The sequence below is a fragment of the Falsirhodobacter sp. 1013 genome, assembly GCF_051195255.1.
Lineage (GTDB): Bacteria > Pseudomonadota > Alphaproteobacteria > Rhodobacterales > Rhodobacteraceae > Falsirhodobacter.
This window is the reverse complement of the sequence record NZ_JBNJLK010000004.1, coordinates 203665-220421: the sequence shown is the minus strand read 5'-3', so window position 1 is coordinate 220421 and position 16757 is coordinate 203665. Positions and strand designations below refer to the sequence as shown.

27 protein-coding genes and 1 tRNA gene are annotated in these 16757 nt (G+C 63.9%); 13 read left to right on the top strand and 15 right to left on the bottom strand.

The window, feature by feature from the left end; all coding sequences use genetic code 11:
* Positions 1–2 precede the first annotated feature (2 nt).
* The 7 genes from ACSHZY_RS09165 to ACSHZY_RS09135 form a co-directional block, all read right to left on the bottom strand.
* On the bottom strand, positions 3–686 hold the full coding sequence (locus ACSHZY_RS09165) for a hypothetical protein (RefSeq protein WP_435168347.1): 684 nt from the start codon (positions 684–686) through the stop codon (positions 3–5).
* A 493-nt stretch (positions 687–1179) separates the two neighbouring features.
* Positions 1180–1722, bottom strand: coding sequence for a hypothetical protein (locus tag ACSHZY_RS09160; protein ID WP_435168345.1), 543 nt, complete (start codon positions 1720–1722; stop codon positions 1180–1182).
* A complete protein-coding gene (locus ACSHZY_RS09155) occupies positions 1703–1984 on the bottom strand; it encodes a hypothetical protein (RefSeq protein WP_435168343.1) in 282 nt (93 codons plus the stop codon). Before ACSHZY_RS09155 ends, ACSHZY_RS09160 begins: the two co-directional genes overlap by 20 nt.
* A 1083-nt stretch (positions 1985–3067) precedes the next feature.
* Positions 3068–3427, bottom strand: a complete 360-nt coding sequence (locus ACSHZY_RS09150; RefSeq protein ID WP_435168342.1) for a hypothetical protein — start codon at positions 3425–3427, stop codon at positions 3068–3070.
* 278 nt (positions 3428–3705) lie between these two features.
* On the bottom strand, positions 3706–4122 hold the full coding sequence (locus ACSHZY_RS09145; RefSeq protein WP_435168341.1) for a hypothetical protein: 417 nt from the start codon (positions 4120–4122) through the stop codon (positions 3706–3708).
* 158 nt (positions 4123–4280) lie between these two features.
* Positions 4281–4523 (bottom strand): hypothetical protein, encoded by a 243-nt coding sequence (locus ACSHZY_RS09140; protein ID WP_435168340.1) that lies wholly within the window; start codon positions 4521–4523, stop codon positions 4281–4283.
* Between the two features lie 246 nt (positions 4524–4769).
* Entirely contained in the window at positions 4770–4922 is a 153-nt protein-coding gene (locus tag ACSHZY_RS09135) for a hypothetical protein (protein WP_435168339.1), read from the bottom strand.
* A 61-nt stretch (positions 4923–4983) separates the two neighbouring features.
* On the opposite strand from ACSHZY_RS09135, the gene ACSHZY_RS09130 reads away from it, so the two are divergent.
* The 3 genes from ACSHZY_RS09130 to ACSHZY_RS09120 all read left to right on the top strand — a co-directional run bounded on the left by ACSHZY_RS09130 (position 4984) and on the right by ACSHZY_RS09120 (position 5956).
* Entirely contained in the window at positions 4984–5121 is a 138-nt protein-coding gene (locus ACSHZY_RS09130) for a hypothetical protein (RefSeq protein WP_435168337.1), read from the top strand.
* A 351-nt stretch (positions 5122–5472) separates the two neighbouring features.
* The gene (locus ACSHZY_RS09125; RefSeq protein ID WP_435168335.1) at positions 5473–5634 is read left to right on the top strand and encodes a hypothetical protein; all 162 of its coding nucleotides are present in this window, start codon (positions 5473–5475) and stop codon (positions 5632–5634) included.
* The gene (locus ACSHZY_RS09120; protein WP_435168333.1) at positions 5621–5956 is read left to right on the top strand and encodes a hypothetical protein; all 336 of its coding nucleotides are present in this window, start codon (positions 5621–5623) and stop codon (positions 5954–5956) included. The genes ACSHZY_RS09125 and ACSHZY_RS09120 overlap by 14 nt, the downstream gene beginning before the upstream one ends.
* A gap of 80 nt (positions 5957–6036) precedes the next feature.
* Here ACSHZY_RS09120 and ACSHZY_RS09115 read toward each other — a convergent pair whose 3' ends face one another.
* Positions 6037–7038 (bottom strand): acyltransferase, encoded by a 1002-nt coding sequence (locus ACSHZY_RS09115; RefSeq protein ID WP_435168331.1) that lies wholly within the window; start codon positions 7036–7038, stop codon positions 6037–6039.
* 200 nt (positions 7039–7238) lie between these two features.
* Between ACSHZY_RS09115 and ACSHZY_RS09110 the strand changes: the two genes are divergently transcribed.
* Positions 7239–7820, top strand: a complete 582-nt coding sequence (locus ACSHZY_RS09110; RefSeq protein WP_435168329.1) for a lysozyme — start codon at positions 7239–7241, stop codon at positions 7818–7820.
* Between the two features lie 151 nt (positions 7821–7971).
* On the opposite strand, the gene ACSHZY_RS09105 is transcribed toward ACSHZY_RS09110, so the two are convergent.
* The gene (locus ACSHZY_RS09105; protein ID WP_435168328.1) at positions 7972–8232 is read right to left on the bottom strand and encodes a hypothetical protein; all 261 of its coding nucleotides are present in this window, start codon (positions 8230–8232) and stop codon (positions 7972–7974) included.
* A 174-nt stretch (positions 8233–8406) separates the two neighbouring features.
* Here ACSHZY_RS09105 and ACSHZY_RS09100 point away from each other — a divergent pair.
* A tRNA-Cys gene (locus tag ACSHZY_RS09100) sits at positions 8407–8480 on the top strand.
* 162 nt (positions 8481–8642) lie between these two features.
* Here the strand turns inward: ACSHZY_RS09100 and ACSHZY_RS09095 are convergent.
* Complete coding sequence (locus ACSHZY_RS09095) at positions 8643–9041, bottom strand: hypothetical protein (RefSeq protein ID WP_435168326.1); 399 nt, start codon at positions 9039–9041, stop codon at positions 8643–8645.
* A gap of 509 nt (positions 9042–9550) precedes the next feature.
* On the opposite strand from ACSHZY_RS09095, the gene ACSHZY_RS09090 reads away from it, so the two are divergent.
* The 4 genes from ACSHZY_RS09090 to ACSHZY_RS09075 are packed head-to-tail and all read left to right on the top strand — an operon-like array spanning position 9551 to position 10878.
* Positions 9551–10297, top strand: coding sequence for a lysozyme (locus ACSHZY_RS09090; protein ID WP_435168325.1), 747 nt, complete (start codon positions 9551–9553; stop codon positions 10295–10297).
* A 2-nt stretch (positions 10298–10299) separates the two neighbouring features.
* On the top strand, positions 10300–10509 hold the full coding sequence (locus tag ACSHZY_RS09085; protein ID WP_435168323.1) for a hypothetical protein: 210 nt from the start codon (positions 10300–10302) through the stop codon (positions 10507–10509).
* Positions 10506–10739, top strand: a complete 234-nt coding sequence (locus ACSHZY_RS09080) for a hypothetical protein (RefSeq protein ID WP_435168321.1) — start codon at positions 10506–10508, stop codon at positions 10737–10739. Before ACSHZY_RS09085 ends, ACSHZY_RS09080 begins: the two co-directional genes overlap by 4 nt.
* 10 nt (positions 10740–10749) lie before the next feature.
* Positions 10750–10878 (top strand): hypothetical protein, encoded by a 129-nt coding sequence (locus ACSHZY_RS09075; RefSeq protein ID WP_435168319.1) that lies wholly within the window; start codon positions 10750–10752, stop codon positions 10876–10878.
* A gap of 15 nt (positions 10879–10893) precedes the next feature.
* On the opposite strand, the gene ACSHZY_RS09070 is transcribed toward ACSHZY_RS09075, so the two are convergent.
* The 3 genes from ACSHZY_RS09070 to ACSHZY_RS09060 all read right to left on the bottom strand — a co-directional run bounded on the left by ACSHZY_RS09070 (position 10894) and on the right by ACSHZY_RS09060 (position 11701).
* Positions 10894–11025, bottom strand: coding sequence for a hypothetical protein (locus ACSHZY_RS09070; protein ID WP_435168317.1), 132 nt, complete (start codon positions 11023–11025; stop codon positions 10894–10896).
* Between the two features lie 119 nt (positions 11026–11144).
* Positions 11145–11468, bottom strand: coding sequence for a hypothetical protein (locus ACSHZY_RS09065; protein ID WP_435168315.1), 324 nt, complete (start codon positions 11466–11468; stop codon positions 11145–11147).
* A gap of 47 nt (positions 11469–11515) precedes the next feature.
* The gene (locus ACSHZY_RS09060) at positions 11516–11701 is read right to left on the bottom strand and encodes a hypothetical protein (protein ID WP_435168314.1); all 186 of its coding nucleotides are present in this window, start codon (positions 11699–11701) and stop codon (positions 11516–11518) included.
* Positions 11702–11946: 245 nt separating this feature from the next.
* Between ACSHZY_RS09060 and zwf the strand changes: the two genes are divergently transcribed.
* The 3 genes from zwf to pgi are packed head-to-tail and all read left to right on the top strand — an operon-like array spanning position 11947 to position 15669.
* Positions 11947–13401, top strand: a complete 1455-nt coding sequence (zwf, locus tag ACSHZY_RS09055; protein WP_435168430.1) for a glucose-6-phosphate dehydrogenase — start codon at positions 11947–11949, stop codon at positions 13399–13401.
* Positions 13398–14069 (top strand): 6-phosphogluconolactonase, encoded by a 672-nt coding sequence (pgl, locus tag ACSHZY_RS09050; protein WP_435168313.1) that lies wholly within the window; start codon positions 13398–13400, stop codon positions 14067–14069. The genes zwf and pgl overlap by 4 nt, the downstream gene beginning before the upstream one ends.
* 10 nt (positions 14070–14079) lie before the next feature.
* Positions 14080–15669, top strand: coding sequence for a glucose-6-phosphate isomerase (pgi, locus tag ACSHZY_RS09045; protein ID WP_435168311.1), 1590 nt, complete (start codon positions 14080–14082; stop codon positions 15667–15669).
* On the opposite strand, the gene ACSHZY_RS09040 is transcribed toward pgi, so the two are convergent.
* Positions 15670–16014 carry a RidA family protein gene (locus ACSHZY_RS09040; RefSeq protein ID WP_435168309.1) on the bottom strand — a complete coding sequence of 115 codons (345 nt, stop codon included), beginning with the start codon at positions 16012–16014 and terminating at the stop codon, positions 15670–15672.
* Positions 16015–16143: 129 nt separating this feature from the next.
* On the opposite strand from ACSHZY_RS09040, the gene ACSHZY_RS09035 reads away from it, so the two are divergent.
* The gene (locus tag ACSHZY_RS09035) at positions 16144–16275 is read left to right on the top strand and encodes a hypothetical protein (RefSeq protein ID WP_435168307.1); all 132 of its coding nucleotides are present in this window, start codon (positions 16144–16146) and stop codon (positions 16273–16275) included.
* 27 nt (positions 16276–16302) lie between these two features.
* Here ACSHZY_RS09035 and ACSHZY_RS09030 read toward each other — a convergent pair whose 3' ends face one another.
* Positions 16303–16701: a pore-forming ESAT-6 family protein gene (locus ACSHZY_RS09030; RefSeq protein WP_435168305.1), complete on the bottom strand. Its 399-nt coding sequence runs from the start codon at positions 16699–16701 to the stop codon at positions 16303–16305.
* Positions 16702–16757 lie beyond the last annotated feature (56 nt).

The following is a 16757-nucleotide window of genomic DNA, read 5'->3' as shown; positions in this document are numbered from 1 at the left end:
GTTCATTGGAATGCTCCCATGTGGCGGAGGATGGTCTTGGCCCGATCGCTTTCGGCTCGGGCGGCGGTGAAGCGGCGGCGGGCCGAGGCGCGCACCAGATCGGGCACGTAGCCGCGGGTGAAGGCGATCGGTGCGCACTCCGCTAGTTCTGCCTCGGCGGCCTCATAGCGGATGCGGGCGAGGCGGATCTGACCGATGCCGAACTCGTCGCGGTAGAAGGGCCGCGCGCTGATCATTCCGACCACTCCACGAACTGCGCCTGCGTGGCCTGTGCCAGCGTGGCGTCGGTGCTGGTCTGCGCCGCCCACCAGAGGCAGGGGATCAGGACTAGGCAGCAGTGCAGGGCGATGGCGCCGTAGCCCGCGATGCGCTGCCAGGCCGGATCGTGATCTGCATCCGCCGGCTTGAAAGCGTTCGATCCGGCGCTTCCAGTAAGTTGGGGCGTATCCGGCCAGCGTCAGAACGCGGTCGATCTCTTCCTGGATCTCGGGCAGGGCGTCACCGTCACGGCACAGGGCGAAGGCCACGTGCTCCGCGAAGGTGGCGTTCGTGCAGGTCTTGCCGTCCAGCAGCACGATCTCGCTGTCGCGGGTGCCGTGGCGCAGGACGGCGCGGGCACTTACGAGGATGGCAGCGGCGCGGGCGCGGCGGGTGGACAATGCGGGGGGTAGCACTTCGCAGGTCATGGCGTTGGCTCCGATGAATGAAAGGCTCCAGCCACGTGCCGTCAAACGGCGGGGTCAGTGTGGCTGGAGAGGTGCGCCGCAATGCCGGGACGGGCAGAGGCTGCGGCGGGGAAAGCTCTTCGGCGGAGATGACCGGGGGTTCGACGAACACCGTGCCGTCAACCGGCCCAAGGCGCTGGACCTCGTAACGGGCATCCACTTCGGCGGCGCTGATGACCTGACCGATGTCCAGCCCGAGGGCTTCGACCAGCAGCATGTCCGTCATGGCGTAGCGCATCAGCTCGGCGTCCGAACACGCGCAGGAGGCGTCGGGGTGGTGGGTCTTGAGGATGTCCAGCATGGCGCGAACGTTCTGCGTAGGGGTCAGCATCAGTGGTCCCTCCGAAGATCGTTCTGGTGATCCGCCCAGTCCGCCTCGGCGTCTTGGGTGGCCTCCGCCGCCGCTTGGTCGATCCGGTCCGCCACCGCCTCGCAGCAGCGGTCGAATTCAGCATCACCGACGATCAGCGCGAAGGTGTGAGGCGGGCAACTCCCCAAGCCCGGCCGGGTCGACCGCGACCGACGCCAGCAGACTACGCGCCTTCACGTCGCCGATGATCTCGATGATGGCCGAGATGTCCTGCAACTCGTCATCCACGATCGTCAGATCCCCGTTCCCAGCAAACCCTTCTAGCTTCGTGGCGATCGTCTTGCGCCGCTCCAGCACGCCCTTGTGGCACCAGGCGTGGGACCAAGCGAGCCAGTCCCGGCTGCCGCGCTCCCGTCCGACCACGGACAGCCCCAAAAGGTCGTCCAGGCCTCCGCCGTCAATCCCGACCACGACGACCTCGCTCCGCCCCAGAACGGCCTCTAGCGTCAGGCTCTTGTCGCCCAGCACCGCCCAGAAGTCCGCGCCCGGCCAGCGATTGGCCCGGAGGTTCATCCCTATCTCGACCTTCAGGTGCTTGGCGAGGAAGGTGGCCCGCGTGGCCGCGTCTTTCCCCAGCTCCTTCTTCAGCTCGCGCTCCAGCCATTCCTTAGACATCGACCAGCCCATGTTCGGGTTGGTGATGTAGAAGTTCGCCGGATCTAGATAGCCTTCGCTGCTGATGATCGCCGTCCTTCTCGCCGGGTGCCGCGGCCTCAGCCCGGGAGTGCATGAACGGCGCCGCCGCGATGGCCAGACGATCGCGCCGCGCCTCATTAGCTGTCGCGTTGTTCATCACGCCGAGCATGTATTCCAGAGGCGTCTTCTGCTTGGGCGCGCCCCCCACATCCTCGATCAGGGCGTAAGCCTCGGTCTCGACAGGCTTCGTCACTTTTGCCTTTGCCGCCGAGACCGTTCCGGCCTCCTTGCGCGGCCGACCAGCCCTAGGGCGATATCCACCACGGGCCACTTGATTACCTTTGATTTCGGATTGATTGCCGGTTCTGCTTCGACAATGCCCTGCCCCTACTCAACAGCATTGTCGTGCGGAAGGATTCTGGCAGACCCGCCTGGGACAATTTTGCGACCGCTAACCTTCTAGCGAAGGAACAGAAGCGTGTGCTGAAGCATCCTTGGTTCAATATCCGCACGCCTATGAGCGGTACATTCAAGAAGTACCCGCTCGTCGATTCTGCTATCGAAGAATAGCCATCCGCAGACGCGGGGCCAGCATCTGGACCTCGGGGCGCAGCGCCGTCAGCTTGGCCATAAAGTCATAAATTTGGTCTAAACTCGCATTTTGTCGTCATTTAAGGACGAATTTACCTGCGCCTTACAGTGCAATGTCCTATATTTAGGACATGGAAGGCAAGAGGCCAACCAGCTTAAACGGTCAGGGCAAGATGATCGAAGAGGAGATCAAGGACGGATTACGAAAGCGCCACCTTGGTTCTTCAGACCCTCCAGCTGGCTATCGGAATTGCAGCCCTGATAGTTGCCAGCCGGAGGAAGTGAAGAATGGGGCGGGTCTTAGGGCCCGCTCCACCTCACAAGATAGGTGAACCCAATGTCTGAAGCAATGTCGGCGGATGACTTCCTCGCCTGGCTCGACGAACGCGGAATCTCTGGCCGCGAGGCTGCGCGACAGCTGGGCGTCAGCAATGACACCATCACACGCTACAAGCGGAACGGAGCCCCGCTCCACATTGCCCTTGCCTGCGCCGCCATCTGCCAAGGCCTGCCCCCATGGAGGAAAGCATGACCACGTTCGAGATCGTATTTCTGTCTCTCCAAACCGCGTCGCTTGCGGCGTGGCTCGCCACGCTGGCGCTCCTGCTCAAGAAGCGCTGATCCTGTTGGCCTCCGGTTTGCCGGGGGCCGCCAAACAAAAAGCGCGGCACCATCTTTGGCCCGCGCAATTCGTCGACCATGCCAACGAACGCCGTATATTCACCACGATCGAGAAATCTGGCGATTAATAGGCCAAACCCTTCGCCTCCATGGCGCTCCAGCAATTGATGGCTATGGGTTGATCAACAGCTCTCAGCGAGCGCACCATAACCTTAGAATATCCTGCCTGCTTGGCTTGGCTTTTGAGAGCTTCAATCGCACGAGCCCCGGTCGGCGTCGGGCTCCACACCTTGTTACGGCAGTCGATCCCGGCGATCTCGACAGCATTCGGTGGCGCATCCTGCACCACTTGCACACCCGAAGTATCTTGTGATGTGGAACCAGCGAGATTGATCGGGTCGCTGGCGTTCGTATTAGGAGCAGTCGAACCGCAGGTGGTTAAAGCACTAGCGATGACAACAGCAGCGATCAGCCGGACTTTCACTTTGGGAGCCCTCAGGATAGAACTTTCCCTGTTGTACTACCCTAAAGCGAGTTCGCAGCAATAGCCGATTGGCGATCAACTCCACCGGGCCAGTATCGCGGCGGCTCGCCTACATGGTCCGCGAGTAGATCCGCACTCTGGAGGATGACGCCGCATATCATCGCATAGTCCGAACCCGTACGGTGCACCTGAGGCTCGAGAACGTCACCCACCGGAAGGCGGAGTTGAAAAGCGCGGCGCCATCGCTGGTCCGCGCTGTTTGCATGAAGATGAACCGGTCACTGGGCCGGCTTTATCACCCTGTCTTCGTCTTCGGATCCGGCGTCTTCGTTAGCATCAAGGTCTTGCGAACCGGTTGTACCGATCGGTGCGCCTGAGCTTCCCTCGTCCGGTGGGTCCATCGCTTCAGGCGGAGACGTTTCTTCTTTCGTGACGTTCTCGTCGACATTCGGCCCGGCAGGCGTCGCATTCGGCGCGACTGTCGTTCCCTTGTCGCTCGCAGGCGGCGGCGTGTCTTGCGCCAGCACCGGTGAGGCGATGAGCGTGGCGGCGAGTGCGGCGGCGGGCAGCATGGCGAGCTTCAGCATATCGTTCCTTTCAAGCATCCGGCCGGGTGTGGCCAGTTGCTCAACGATACGGCTGTAGCGATGTTCCGGATGCAAAAAGCGCGGCACCCAAAGGCCCGCGCTGTTCATCGGACATACGTCCTCAAGCACAAAGATCGCACCTGTTTTCGGGCATGCAACTACTTCCTGCCACCAATCCAATATTTTGCCGCAACATCTAGTCTCTCGCGCAACCGGTCGAGGCGCTCCGGCCAGAAGCCCTGGTGGCACACCATCCGAATTTAGCTCTAGACCCATGAGCCTATGCGCTTGTTCAGGTCGCGGCGTTCGTCGGCGTCCCGCAATTCGCTGTGCGTCGGCACCGCGTCGCCTTCATGCCCGACCGGATCCAGGTTCAGGCACGACCGACCGCCGGCGACGAGACGTGTCCGCTCCATTAAGGCGGCAAAGTCATGGCCCGCCTGACACTGGTCGCTGTCGATGATCTCTTTGCCCGCTAACTGATCGAGAACGTGGGCGTGCTCATCCACCGTCACTATAACCCCGGCGTCCTCTCCATCCCGCAGCACCCACGAGCCCTGACGCCGGCGCTCCTCGGTCGGCCGCGCCTTCCCTGTCCTGCCAGATGTCGGCCGTGACAGCGGCGGAGGTAGCGTCCTTCATCCGCCGCTTCTCGCGCTGGCGAGCCTTCTTGGCGTGGTCCTTCGACACCTGCTTGGCCGCGGTCACCTTGGACTTGCTCACGGCTGCGATCTATTTGGCGTAGCGGTCGATGCTCATTGGTCCTCGTCCTCTCGTTCGTCGTGGGTGGCCCGGTAGGCGTCCTGCTGGTGCTGCTGGCGGCGCTCTTTGCGCTTCTGGATGCGGGTGGCGTCGCGGAGCATCCGAAGCTGGGCGGCGGTGAGGTGGGGCTGGGGATTAGCGGTCATGGCTTCTCCTGCATGTGAACAAAACGGTGGCTCGCCGGTTGATCGCCAAAGGGAGACCAACATGACCGACAAAACCGACCAGCATCGCGACGACGAACCCAAGCGCGACGACGCACCGGCGGGCCAGCCGCAGAGCAATGACCGAAGCCCGAACCCGGATCAGACCTCCGAAGACGCGCAGGCCAAATACGAGGGCTGACACACGGCCATCATACCCTCCCTCGGCACAGGACACGCCAACGTTCGGAAATGCCGCGCTCGCTGCGGTCCAATTCATCCGCGATCACGTGCAGATCGGAGCCGCTATCCATCATGCGGCGAGGATCCTCGTCGTCTTGCTCCGTCCACCGATCACCGGCGCTTTTGCGGGCCGTCACGGGGGCGGAGCCGAGGTCCAACTTCCGGGTCAGCCGGTAGCCAGTGCCTGTCCGAAACCCTTGCCGCAGCCGTGCTGTGCGGGTTCGGGGGCTGGAGGTTCCTTGCGCTCTACGTCAACGGCTTCCACTTCCGCACCCCTAGATGGCGAGCGCTCATGTCCTTCTGCTCGTGCATGTTCTTCGGGATGCTCTCCTACAACGTCTGGTTCGACTACCTGTCAGGCGCCTCGGCCGCGCCTGGCTTCCTTCTCGCCATCTATCCCGCCTTTGTCATAGCCGAGTTCCGCGCGGCTTCTCGCCTGCGTTGGGAGCGCATCCACTATGCCACCTATTGATGCCCTGACCGAACAATCCCTCTGCGAATATGGCCTGATCGACACGCTGGCTCTGCTCGGCCTCATCTTCGCCATCGTCTACCTGTGGAAGCGCCCGCCGCCCGAGCCCCCTTCATCGCCCATGGAAGCGGTGAAGGAGAACGCCAAGCTGATCCCATTCGAGCTGGAGGAGGCGCGGGAGGGCAATCGCCTGTTGCGGGATCTGCGGCAGCACCTCGACCAGCGTTTCGACCAGATGAATCGCCGCCTGGATCAGCTTGAAGATCGATCCGAGCGGATGGAGCAGATCGGGGTCGTGCTGAAGGACCGCATCGAGCGGTAGGCGGCGGGGGGGGGGGGGGCGCCAGACCGCCCCCTGCTTTGCCTACCTCACCGACTACGGCTCGAAACACGGTTACGGCACTATCGCACTCCATCAAGAGCGGTCCGCACGCGGGGAAGCCGTATTCGCAGCAGTAACACACCTGCGATCGTCAGGATCGAAGCCAAGATCCAAACAGATAACCCCGGAGCGTCATACCTTTCTATGCGAAGATCTCCGGACACTACGCTCGCGGCCACAAGGATCGCGAGTGGATGATAAAGGTAGATCCCGAGGCTTTCACGTCGTCCCAGTTCAGACATCCAGTAGGGGGTGATGTCCTTAGCCGATATTGCCAGCCCCAGAAGACCGGCTGCCAATGGAAGCGTTCCTATGAACAGCTGAACGTTGGCCGGGCGGACACCCAGAGCGGACAGTGCCAGCCCTTCGATCACGGTCACCGTCAACCCTATTCCGAAGAGGAGCGGTGCCGCGGACTCAAGTCGGCGAACGCCTCGCAACCACCCGCCGATAAGGACAGCAGGAATTCCCGAAAGGTCGCGTATCGGTATAACCGCTTCATATCCGCCACGGGTGAACACATGAAAGTAGCTTATTCCAACGTAGCTGAAGACGATCAGCGCCGAGAAGATCCAAAGCAGTTTCAGCGCTAAGCCACTCTGAAACGTATAGACAGCAAGAAGCGCAAAAATCAGAGCCGTCAGGTACCAGAGATGGTGGTACGTTCCACCCACCATGGTCGTCAGGGTGATGCCGTCCGCACCTGATGTCGCCGCAAGCACGGGGAAAAAGACCAGACTGGCCACGACGAACGCACGCAGCGGCATCGCCAGTTTCTCGATCGTGATCCGCCACTTCGCCTCCTGCGGATCGAAGAGATAGTATCCGGTCAGCATGAAGAAGAATGGAACGCACCAACGGAACGAGCTTCGGATGACGTCGCCAGCCACCGGTGGAAGCTCATGATATTGTCCCACATGCAATGATATGACGCCGATCGCTGCGATCAGGCGCAGCCCGTCGATATTGCCGTTCCTTGTCCGGGTCGAGCCGGGCGGGGCGCGGGTAGTTTTGGAAGCCATGTATTACGCCTTTGATTTGACCGGATCCTTATAGTCTTTCCGGACGTCAGGTGGATCGCTTTCTATCTCGAATGAAGACTGTCGGCAGTCACTGCGGGCTTCATGCCCCCGCCGGTGCGCCGAAACGTTTCCAATGATCTTCGAAGCGGTACGACAACAGCCCCGTCTCTGACGGGGCGTTTTCATTATGGGAGGGTAGCATGCAGGTATCGGATCGGGGTCTTGTGGCCCTGATGCAGCACGAGGGCATCGTGCCGGCGCCCTACGCGGACAGCGTCGGCATCCTCACCTATGGCATCGGCCACACGGCGGCGGCCGGCGATCCGGACCCGGCAACGCTACCGATGGGTATGCCCGCCGACCTAGACGCCGCGTTGGCCGAGGTGGCGGCCGTCTTCCGTGGCGACATCGCCCGCTACACCGCAGACGTGCCGAAGGCGGTGAAGGTGCCGCTGGCGCCTCACGAACTCGATGCGCTGGCCAGCTTTCACTACAACACCGGCGCCATCGCTCGGGCTGGAACTGACGAAGGCGCTGAACGCTCGCAACCGGGCACGGGCGGGGGCCCTGTTCCTCAGCTGGAAGAAGCCTGCCGAGATCATCCCCCGCCGGACAGCGGAGCGCGACCTGTTCCTCCACGGCACCTATCCCGACGGGCGGGTCACCGTCTGGCAGGCGTCCAACGTTGGCCGGATCAATCTGGACGCCCGCCCGCACTCTGTCGGCGGCCGAGGCACTGGCGCTGGTGGAGGCTGTCGACCTCACTTTCGACACCCCGCTGACCTTCGGCAGCCGCGACCCGCGCAACCGTCAGGTCCAGACCATCCTCAAGAACCTCGGCCTCTACACCCGCCGCGTCGACGACGTTTGGGGGGCCGGGGTAGCAGGACGCGCTGGACACCCTTTCTGCCCGCCAATCCGACATCCAATCCCTCATCCAAGGAGCTTGACCATGCAGGACATCATCGCAAGCATCGCGGCCCAGCAGGTCGCGGAGATATCGTCACGTTGGCCATCGGTCTGCTGGGCGCGTCCGGTGCACTTCAGACTGCGCTGGATGTCGAGAACGTCGGCGTCGATCGCCACGCGCAGGCACAGCCATGGATCTGCCAACACGTACATCGGCTTGCACTGGGGGCACCACGCGGTGATGCGCCCCCGCGATGCGATGATGTCTGCGACCTTAAGTACCATGCCGTGAACACTTGCAGAACATGGGCAGACTCTGGAAGTCACAAATGAAGTCTCAAGAGGCGCCAATCTTCTGGAACGCACGAAGCGCGAATCAGGAACGTTGAGAGCTTTGTTGAGAGCAGGGGCTTGCATGGGGAATAACCTTGGTCTAAACCCTTGTCAGTCTTGGTCTACGGCGGGTGGGCAGGCAGGCTATGCACCGGATTGCAAATCCGTGAAGACCGGTTCGATTCCGGTACCCGCCTCCAAATAACCTCAATCCCTTAGATGATCCTGCGGCCGCATCTTGATCCGTGTGGCAACAGGATTGGCAACATCCGCGCACCCGGACCCCGTCGACGTCAATATCGCCCATCGCATCCGCAGGACGTCACCGATTCGCTGGCCGGTCCCAAGGCACAGTGCGAAGATCAGAAGGGCGCGGCCCGTCGAAAGGCGGCGATCTTGTCGGGCGGCCAGGCCTGCCGCGGGTCCCCCTCGGCCTGAAGAAGGCCGACGCCGCGGGCCGGATTGTCCGGACGCCAGCCAAGCCCGATCGCATGTTCCAGCAGGATCCGCATCACCTGCACGATGTGATTGGCAAAGCGGACAGTGGCGGTGTGCGCGTCGCGGGCCCGCAGCACGTCCCGCCGCCCGAAGGCGGCCACGGGAACATCCCCGAGCGCCTGTGTCACCAGTCCCGGAACCCGGTCATAGTCGCGGGCCGTCCGCGGCGCCAGACGGGCATAGCGCGGGCTTTGGCGGTACTGCGCGACAGGCGTGGCGAAGGTCCGCTTTGGCGGCGCCCGCAGCGCGCCGTTCAGGATCAAGGGCGTATTCCACGGCAAAGGCCGGCGTTCCAGGCTGGCTGCGGATCCGGACGGTGGTCCAACCCGGCGCTGGAAACACAGCCCCGTCGGTTTGCGGTAGATGTGAGCGGGCAGATCGCTGTTTTCCATCCAACACACCATCCCCGATTTGGTCGCCTCGCGGGCATGAGGTCGTCTAGGCGGCGCCACATCGGCGACATGCCCCTGACACCTGTTCCCTGACCATGAGGCGAAGGTCAGGCAACCGGATGGTCGCCCTTCTGAACACCTGCGGCGTGGATCGGGCAAGTCGACCGTGGGGTGGGGCGCGGTTTTCGTGACCGTTCCGGTATGTTGCAACGCCCCGCACGGGGGCTTTGCCGGGGGTCAACCCTGCCGGTGCCATATGAAGCCCTCGCGAACTTTCGGAGGGGGGAAGGAACATTGTTTCCGGGCCGTACCACGCCTTGAACGCTCCAAAGCAACCTTGCCCCACGCTGAAGGCGACGTCTTCCTGTCAGGAGATCAACATGCAGGTATCGGATCAAGGCCTCGTGGCCCTGATGCAGCACGAAGGCATCGTGCCGGGGCCCTATATGGACAGCGTGAACGTGGCCACCTACGGGATCGGTCACACGGCCGCCGCAGGTGCCCCCGATCCGGCCGACCTGCCCTTGGGCATGCCGGCGGATCTGGACACGGCGCTGGCCGACGTGGCGGCCGTCTTCCGGCGCGACATCGCGCGTTACACCGCGGATGTGCTGAAAGCGGTGCGGGTGGATCTTGCGCCCCACGAACTCGATGCGCTGGTCAGCTTCCATTACAACACGGGCGCCATCGCGCAGGCGTCCTTGACCGAGGCGCTGAACGCGGGCGACCGCGCGCGGGCGGGGGCGCTGTTCCTCAACTGGAAGAAACCGGCCGAAATCCTTCCGCGGCGTACGGCGGAACGCGACCTGTTCCTGCACGGCACCTATCCCGAAGGCGTTGTCACCGTCTGGCAGGTGGATACGCGGCGCCGCGTCATCTGGACCCCCGCCCGCACCCTGAGCGCGGCCGAGGCGCTGGCGCTGATGCGCGGTGGTCCGGTCGCCCCCGCCGGGCCATTGGCCCTTGGCAGCCGCAATGCGCGGAACCGGCAGATCCAGACCCTCCTGACGGACCTCGGCCTCTATACCCGCCGCATCGACGACGAATGGGGGCCGGGGCAGCAGGCCGCGCTGGAGGCGCTGGATGTGCGCAAAAGCCAGATCCAATCCCTTATCGATGGAGAATGACCATGCCCCTTGCAAAGCAGACCTCGGCCGCGCCGACCAACAAGCTGATGGCGGGCGGGATCAGCGCGGCCGTCATCACCTCGGCCTGGTCGGAGGTGTTCGCCTTCTGGCCCCCCATCTCGGGCCCCGGCATGTCGACGCTGGCCGGCATCCTGATCGCCATGCTGATCGGCTATTTCGTGCCCGACCGCCCCAACACGGTGGTGGAATGATGGATAGTTTGGGGGCGATCCTCGGAACGGTCGGGGCGGCGATCATCGGCGTTCTGGTCGCGTATCTGCGCGGCCGGTCGCAGGGCAAGGCGGAAACGACAACCAAGGTCCGGCAGCAGCAGGCTGAGGCGGCCATCCAGAAACAGAAGGACGTGCAGGATGCAGTGGTGGATTCCAGGGCTGGTGGCAGCGATTGGCATGAGCGGCTGCGCGCCTCACGTCAGGAGTGACGCGCTGTGCGTGCCACTGACGCCCTATGTGGCGAGCCTGCGGACGGCGCTTGAAGCGAATCCCGACACGCCCGCCCCCGTGGGGGAGGCGGCCACGGATGTTGTCATCGGGTTTGAAGGCGGCTGCCCGGCCGGCTGAAGGCGGGACGGACCGTCAGCACGAATGATCGAAGATCACTTGCGACACGACCAGCGTTTCGCAGGTGTCGTCATGTTCCGTCAGGCCGGCGGTGGCGGAGGCGCCTGCGAACAGGCCAAGGGCGAGGAGGGTGAATGCGAGTTTCATGGGTTGGCAGTCCTGTTGTAGTTAAGGTCTAACTGCCCAAGGCGCGAAATGTTGCAACGCCGCGAAAAGTTTCGACGTCGCGGTCCGTGGGGCATCCGGTGCCCCACGGACGGATCCTGTCATCCGATCGGCGTCAGGACCAGATCCAGTTCCACGCTTGGCGACTGGTCGGTCTGTGCCTTGCACACAATCTTGTCGCCCTGAACCGTGCCGCTGATCTTGTGGCGCGCCGCCTCTGCCCCGGTGATGGAGGTGATGGGCGTGTTCTGGGTGTGACAGCCGACTTCCAGGTCCGCTTCGAACCGGTCGCCGTCCAGCGAATAGGTGCCGCGGTAATACATGGCGGAGTCCCCTCCATGCAGCTTGCCATCCTGAAGATAGGCCACGCCATCCCCCTGATCCTTGTCGGTGGAGAAATGCGCGTGGAAGAGACCTTCGACCATGGCGGTGTCCTTTCGGGCTGTGTGATGCGGGCTGTGGATGCGGAGTGTCAGCGGTTCGGATCGACGCCCTGACCGTTTGGCGTCTGGTTCTGTTCCTGCGAGTCCTGCATGTCGTTCGTGTGCGACACGTTCATGCCGACGAAGATGGTGACGATGATGACCGCCACGATCGCCGCGATGATGTAGATCACTTTCGTGGGACGTTTCGGTCCCTTCTTGTGCAGATCGGCCATGGTCAGTCCTCGGGTCTGGTGCAGTGTTCGGTCTGGAAACAAGGCTGTGAAGCGTAAGGTTCCGAACCGGCCGCAGAAAGCTGCCCCGGATCGCCTTCGTCTGCCGGCGGGCCGCCCTGCGCCGGGCGGTATCGAGGTTGCGCATCAACCGCTTGCGGGGCGGCACGGCAGTTCCTATGGTCCGGTGGATCGCGTGGCCCGCCAACGGCGCGCGGTTCAAGGAATTGACCGGCTGGAGGATGCTCATGGTCTCGCGCACGATCCCGGTGGATCCTTTCGACCTGGTGATTTTTGGGGGGACGGGCGATCTTGCGCGCCGCAAGATCCTTCCCAGCCTGTACCGCCGCTATCTGGCCGGACAGATCCCCGAGGACAGCCGCATCATCGGCGCCGCCCGGTCCGAGATGGACGGCGAGCAGTTCCGCGAAATGATCCGCGCCGCGGTGGAGGAGTTCCTGCCCGAAGGCAAGCGCGACGCGAAGACGTTGCAGGACTTCCTTGGCCATGTCCGCTACGTCCAGATCGACGCGACCGGCGACGCCGGCTGGCCCGAGCTTGCAGCCGAAATGCGACCGGGCAAGATCCACGCCTTCTACTTCTCGGTCGCGCCGTCGCTATTCGGCGCGCTGGCGGAACGGCTGCACCAGTTCGACATCGCGGATGCGCAAAGCCGGATCGTGGTGGAAAAGCCCTTTGGCAAGGATCTCGTCTCGGCCCGGAAGCTGAACGCCACGCTGGCCGAACATTTCACGGAACAGCAGATCTACCGGATCGATCATTATCTGGGCAAGGAAACGGTCCAGAACCTGATGGCCGTCCGCTTCGCCAACATCCTGTTCGAACCGCTGTGGAAGACCGAATACATCGACCACGTGCAGATCACTGTGGCCGAAACCGTGGGCGTGGACGGGCGGGGGGCCTACTACGACACCTCGGGCGCGATGCGCGACATGGTGCAGAACCACATGATGCAGCTTTTGTGCCTGATCGCGATGGAGCCGCCCTACCACTTCGACCCCGATGCCGTGCGGGACGAGAAGCTGAAGGTCATCCGCGCGCTGGAACCGGTGCGGCCCGAAAGCATCGTGCGCGGGCAATACAAGGCCGGCGGCGGCAAACCAGGATATCTGGAGGATTCCGAGAATCCCGACAGCCGGACGGAAAGTTTTGTGGCGCTGAAGGTCGGAATCTCCAACTGGCGCTGGAAGGGCACGCCCTTCTATCTGCGCACCGGCAAGCGCCTGCGCGCCCGCACGTCGGAAATCGCGGTCTTCTTCCGCCGTCCGCCGCATTCCATCTTCGACGATCCCGAGGAAGGCCGCCAGAACGTGCTGGTGATCCGCCTTCAACCGAACGAGGGAATCAACCTGAAGGTCATGATCAAGGAACCGGGGCCGGGCGGGATGCGCCTGACGCAGGTGCCGCTGGACATGTCCTTTGCCAAGGCGCTGGGCGCGGATGGCGAAGACATCCCCGACGCTTACGAACGCCTGATCATGGACGTGATCCGCGGCAACCAGACCCTGTTCATGCGCGGCGACGAGGTGGAGGCCGCCTGGGCCTGGGCCGACCCGATCATCGAAGGCTGGGAAAAGCGCGGCGACCGTCCCCACGCCTATGAACCTGCAACCTCGGGGCCGGAAGATGCGTTGATGCTTCTGCATCGCGACGGCCGTCGCTGGAGGGAGATCCACGAATGAACTTTCACGATTATCCGGATCGCGAGTTCCTGTATCTGCGCCTGGCCAACAAGATTGCGAGCCAGTTGGGCGACGTCCTGCGGCGCGAGGGGCGGGCGAGCCTGTGCGTTCCGGGCGGCAGCACGCCGGGTCCGATCTTCGACACGCTGTCGGGCGTGGATCTGGACTGGGAAAACGTCACCGTCTTCCTGAACGATGAACGCTGGGTGCCCGAGGACAACGCGCGGTCGAACACCCGCCTGCTGCGCCAGCGCCTGCTGACGGGCCGCGCGGCCGCCGCCAATTTCGCGCCCCTCCATGCCCCGACCGAACAGCCCGAAGACGCAATGGATGCCCTGATCGAGGGGGTGGAGCCGCATCTTCCCATCTCAGTCCTGCTGCTGGGCATGGGCACGGACATGCACACGGCGTCCCTCTTCCCCGGCGCCGACCGGCTGGAGGAGGCGCTGTCCGACAAGGCCCCCATACTTCTGCCCATGCGGGCCGAGGGGGCCGGAGAGGCGCGCATCACCCTGACGGCGCGGCCACTGAAACAGGCCATCTATTCGCATCTGCTGATCACCGGCCCCGAAAAGCGCGCCGCGCTGGAACGGGCGGAAAAGCTATCCCCCACGGAAGCGCCGATCCGCGCCTTCCTGAACGACATCGCGGTCCACTGGGCCGAATGAGGAGACTTCCATGAACGACTGGCAGGCCCTGCGCGACCATCACCGGATGGTCGCGGACCGTCCCATCCTGACCCTGTTCGACGACAACCGGGCAAAGGCGTTCTCGGCCCGCGCGGACGGGCTTCTGTTCGACTTTTCCAAGACGAACATCTGCGACACGGGGCTGGACCTGCTGCTGCAGCTGGCCGAAGGGGCGGACCTTGCCACGAAGCGCGACGCGATGTTTTCGGGCGCGCGCATCAACGAGACGGAGCATCGCGCCGTCCTGCACACCGCGCTGCGCAACATGAACGACCCCGTCCTGGTGGACGGCGTGGACGTGACCGTGGCGCTGCGCGAAACGCATGCCCGGATGCAGGCTTTCGCGCGCGACGTGCGCAGCGGCGCTTTTGCCGGGCAGGGCGGGCGCATCACCGACGTGGTGAACATCGGCATCGGCGGGTCGGACCTTGGCCCGGCCATGGCCGCCATCGCCCTGTCCCCTTATGCCGAGGACCTGCGCACGCATTTCGTGTCGAACGTGGACGGGGCGCATATCGCCGATGTCCTGAAGGGGCTGGATCCGGCCACCACGCTGGTGATCGTCGCCTCCAAGACCTTCACCACGATTGAGACGATGACCAACGCCGAAACCGCCAAGGCGTGGATGGCCCAAGGCGTGGCCGAACCTGCGACCCAGTTCGCCGCCGTGTCCACCGCGGCCGACAAGACGGCCGCCTTCGGCATCGATCCGTCCCGCGTCTTCGGGTTCGAGGATTGGGTCGGCGGGCGCTATTCCATGTGGGGCCCGATCGGCCTCGCCCTGATGCTCGCCATCGGACCGGAGGAGTTCGACGAGTTTCTGGCCGGCGGCGCCGCGATGGACGCGCATTTCCGTGATGCGGATCTGTCGAAAAACCTGCCCGTCCTGCTGGCGCTGGTCGGCATCTGGCACAACCAGATCTGCGACTATGCCACGCGGGCGGTGCTGCCCTATGAACAGCGTCTGGCGCGGCTTCCGGCCTATCTTCAGCAGTTGGAGATGGAATCGAATGGCAAGCGCGTGTCGATGGACGGCGTGGACCTTGCGGTCCATTCCGGCCCCGTCGTCTGGGGCGAGCCTGGCACCAACGGCCAGCACGCCTTCTATCAGCTGATCCATCAGGGCACGCGCGTCATCCCCTGCGAATTCCTTGTGGGGCGTGAAGGGCATGAGCCGGAACTGGCCCATCAGCACCGCCTGCTGGTCGCCAACTGCCTGGCCCAGTCCGAGGCGCTGCTGCGTGGCCGGTCGCTGGAGCAGGCGACGGAGATCCAGCGCAAGAAGGGCCTGGAAGGGCCGGAACTGGACCGCCAGGCCCGCCACCGCGTCTTCCCCGGCAACCGCCCGTCGACGACGCTGTGCTATCTGAAGCTGACGCCCTTCGTGCTGGGCCAGATCGTGGCGCTGTACGAACATCGCGTCTTTGTGGAAGGCGTGATCCTCGGCATCAACTCCTACGACCAGTGGGGGGTGGAACTGGGCAAGGAGCTGGCGCTGGCGTTGCAGCCGATCCTTGAAGGCGCCTCCGCCGAAGGCAAGGACGGCTCCACCCGCCAGCTGGTCGATTTTCTGCGGTGATCAGACGGCCGCAGTCACGATGATCTCCACCCGGTACTGCGCGCTGGCAAGCTTGGCTTCGCCGGTGGCGCGGGCCGGGGTGTGACCGGGAACGACCCAGGCGTCCCACACACCGTTCATCTCCTCGAAATCGGCGATGTCGGCCAGCCAGATCTGGGCCGACAGGATCTTCGTGCGGTCGCTGCCGATGCGGGTCAGAAGGGCGTCCACTTCGGCCAGCGCATCCTGCGTTTGTTCGGCCACCGTGGCGCCGTTGCCCACTTGGCCGGCCAGCCATGCGACGCCGTTGCAGATCACGGCCTCGCTCATCCTCTTGCCGCAGTCGATGCGTTTGATTTCGCTCATCAGGCCTCTCCATCCAAAGTCGGGGCAGTTTGGGCGGACGGGGGCGGAAGGGCAAGCCTTGCGTCAGGTGGCCCCATTGTTCCGGCCCGGCATTCGCCCTAGACAGGGCCAAAGGCAACGGAGGCGCGGATGTCCGACACGGCGATGGGCTATATCTTCTTCTACGGCTTCTGGGCCGCGGGCATCATCTGCCTTGCGGCAGCGATCTTCGCCGTTTTCGTCATCGTGCGGGCGATCCGCACCCGGCACGACGACGAATAGGCGATCCCCTTCGGGAACGCGTCACGCTCAGCCCGGCGGGATCTGGTCGCCGGCCTGCGTCACAAGCTGCGCCATCTGCTGGCACAGGCTTTCCTCGCTGGTGGACCGCTGCTGCGCCACGTCGGCCAGCGCCACTTCCTGCCCCATCGACGCCACGGTGCCCGTCTTGCCCTTCTGATAGGCGTCGATCGCTTCGCGCGTGTCGGACGGCGTGGGGATCATGCCCAGCAGGCGGTTCTGCGTATCGATGACCTCGTTCCCGACGCTGGCCTTGGTTTGGCAATATTCCAGAACGCCCAGCTGGTTCTGCGCGGCGGCATAGGCGTCCTCCATGCTCATCTGCGGGATGGTGGCCTCCTGCGCCAGCGCGGCGCCGGCCAGAAGGGGGGAGGCCACGAGGGCGGCGATAAGGTTGCGTGCGTTCAAAAGACTGCTCCGTTCTGTGCTGTCATGCGGGCACGCTACCAGCCTGAGCCTTGCCG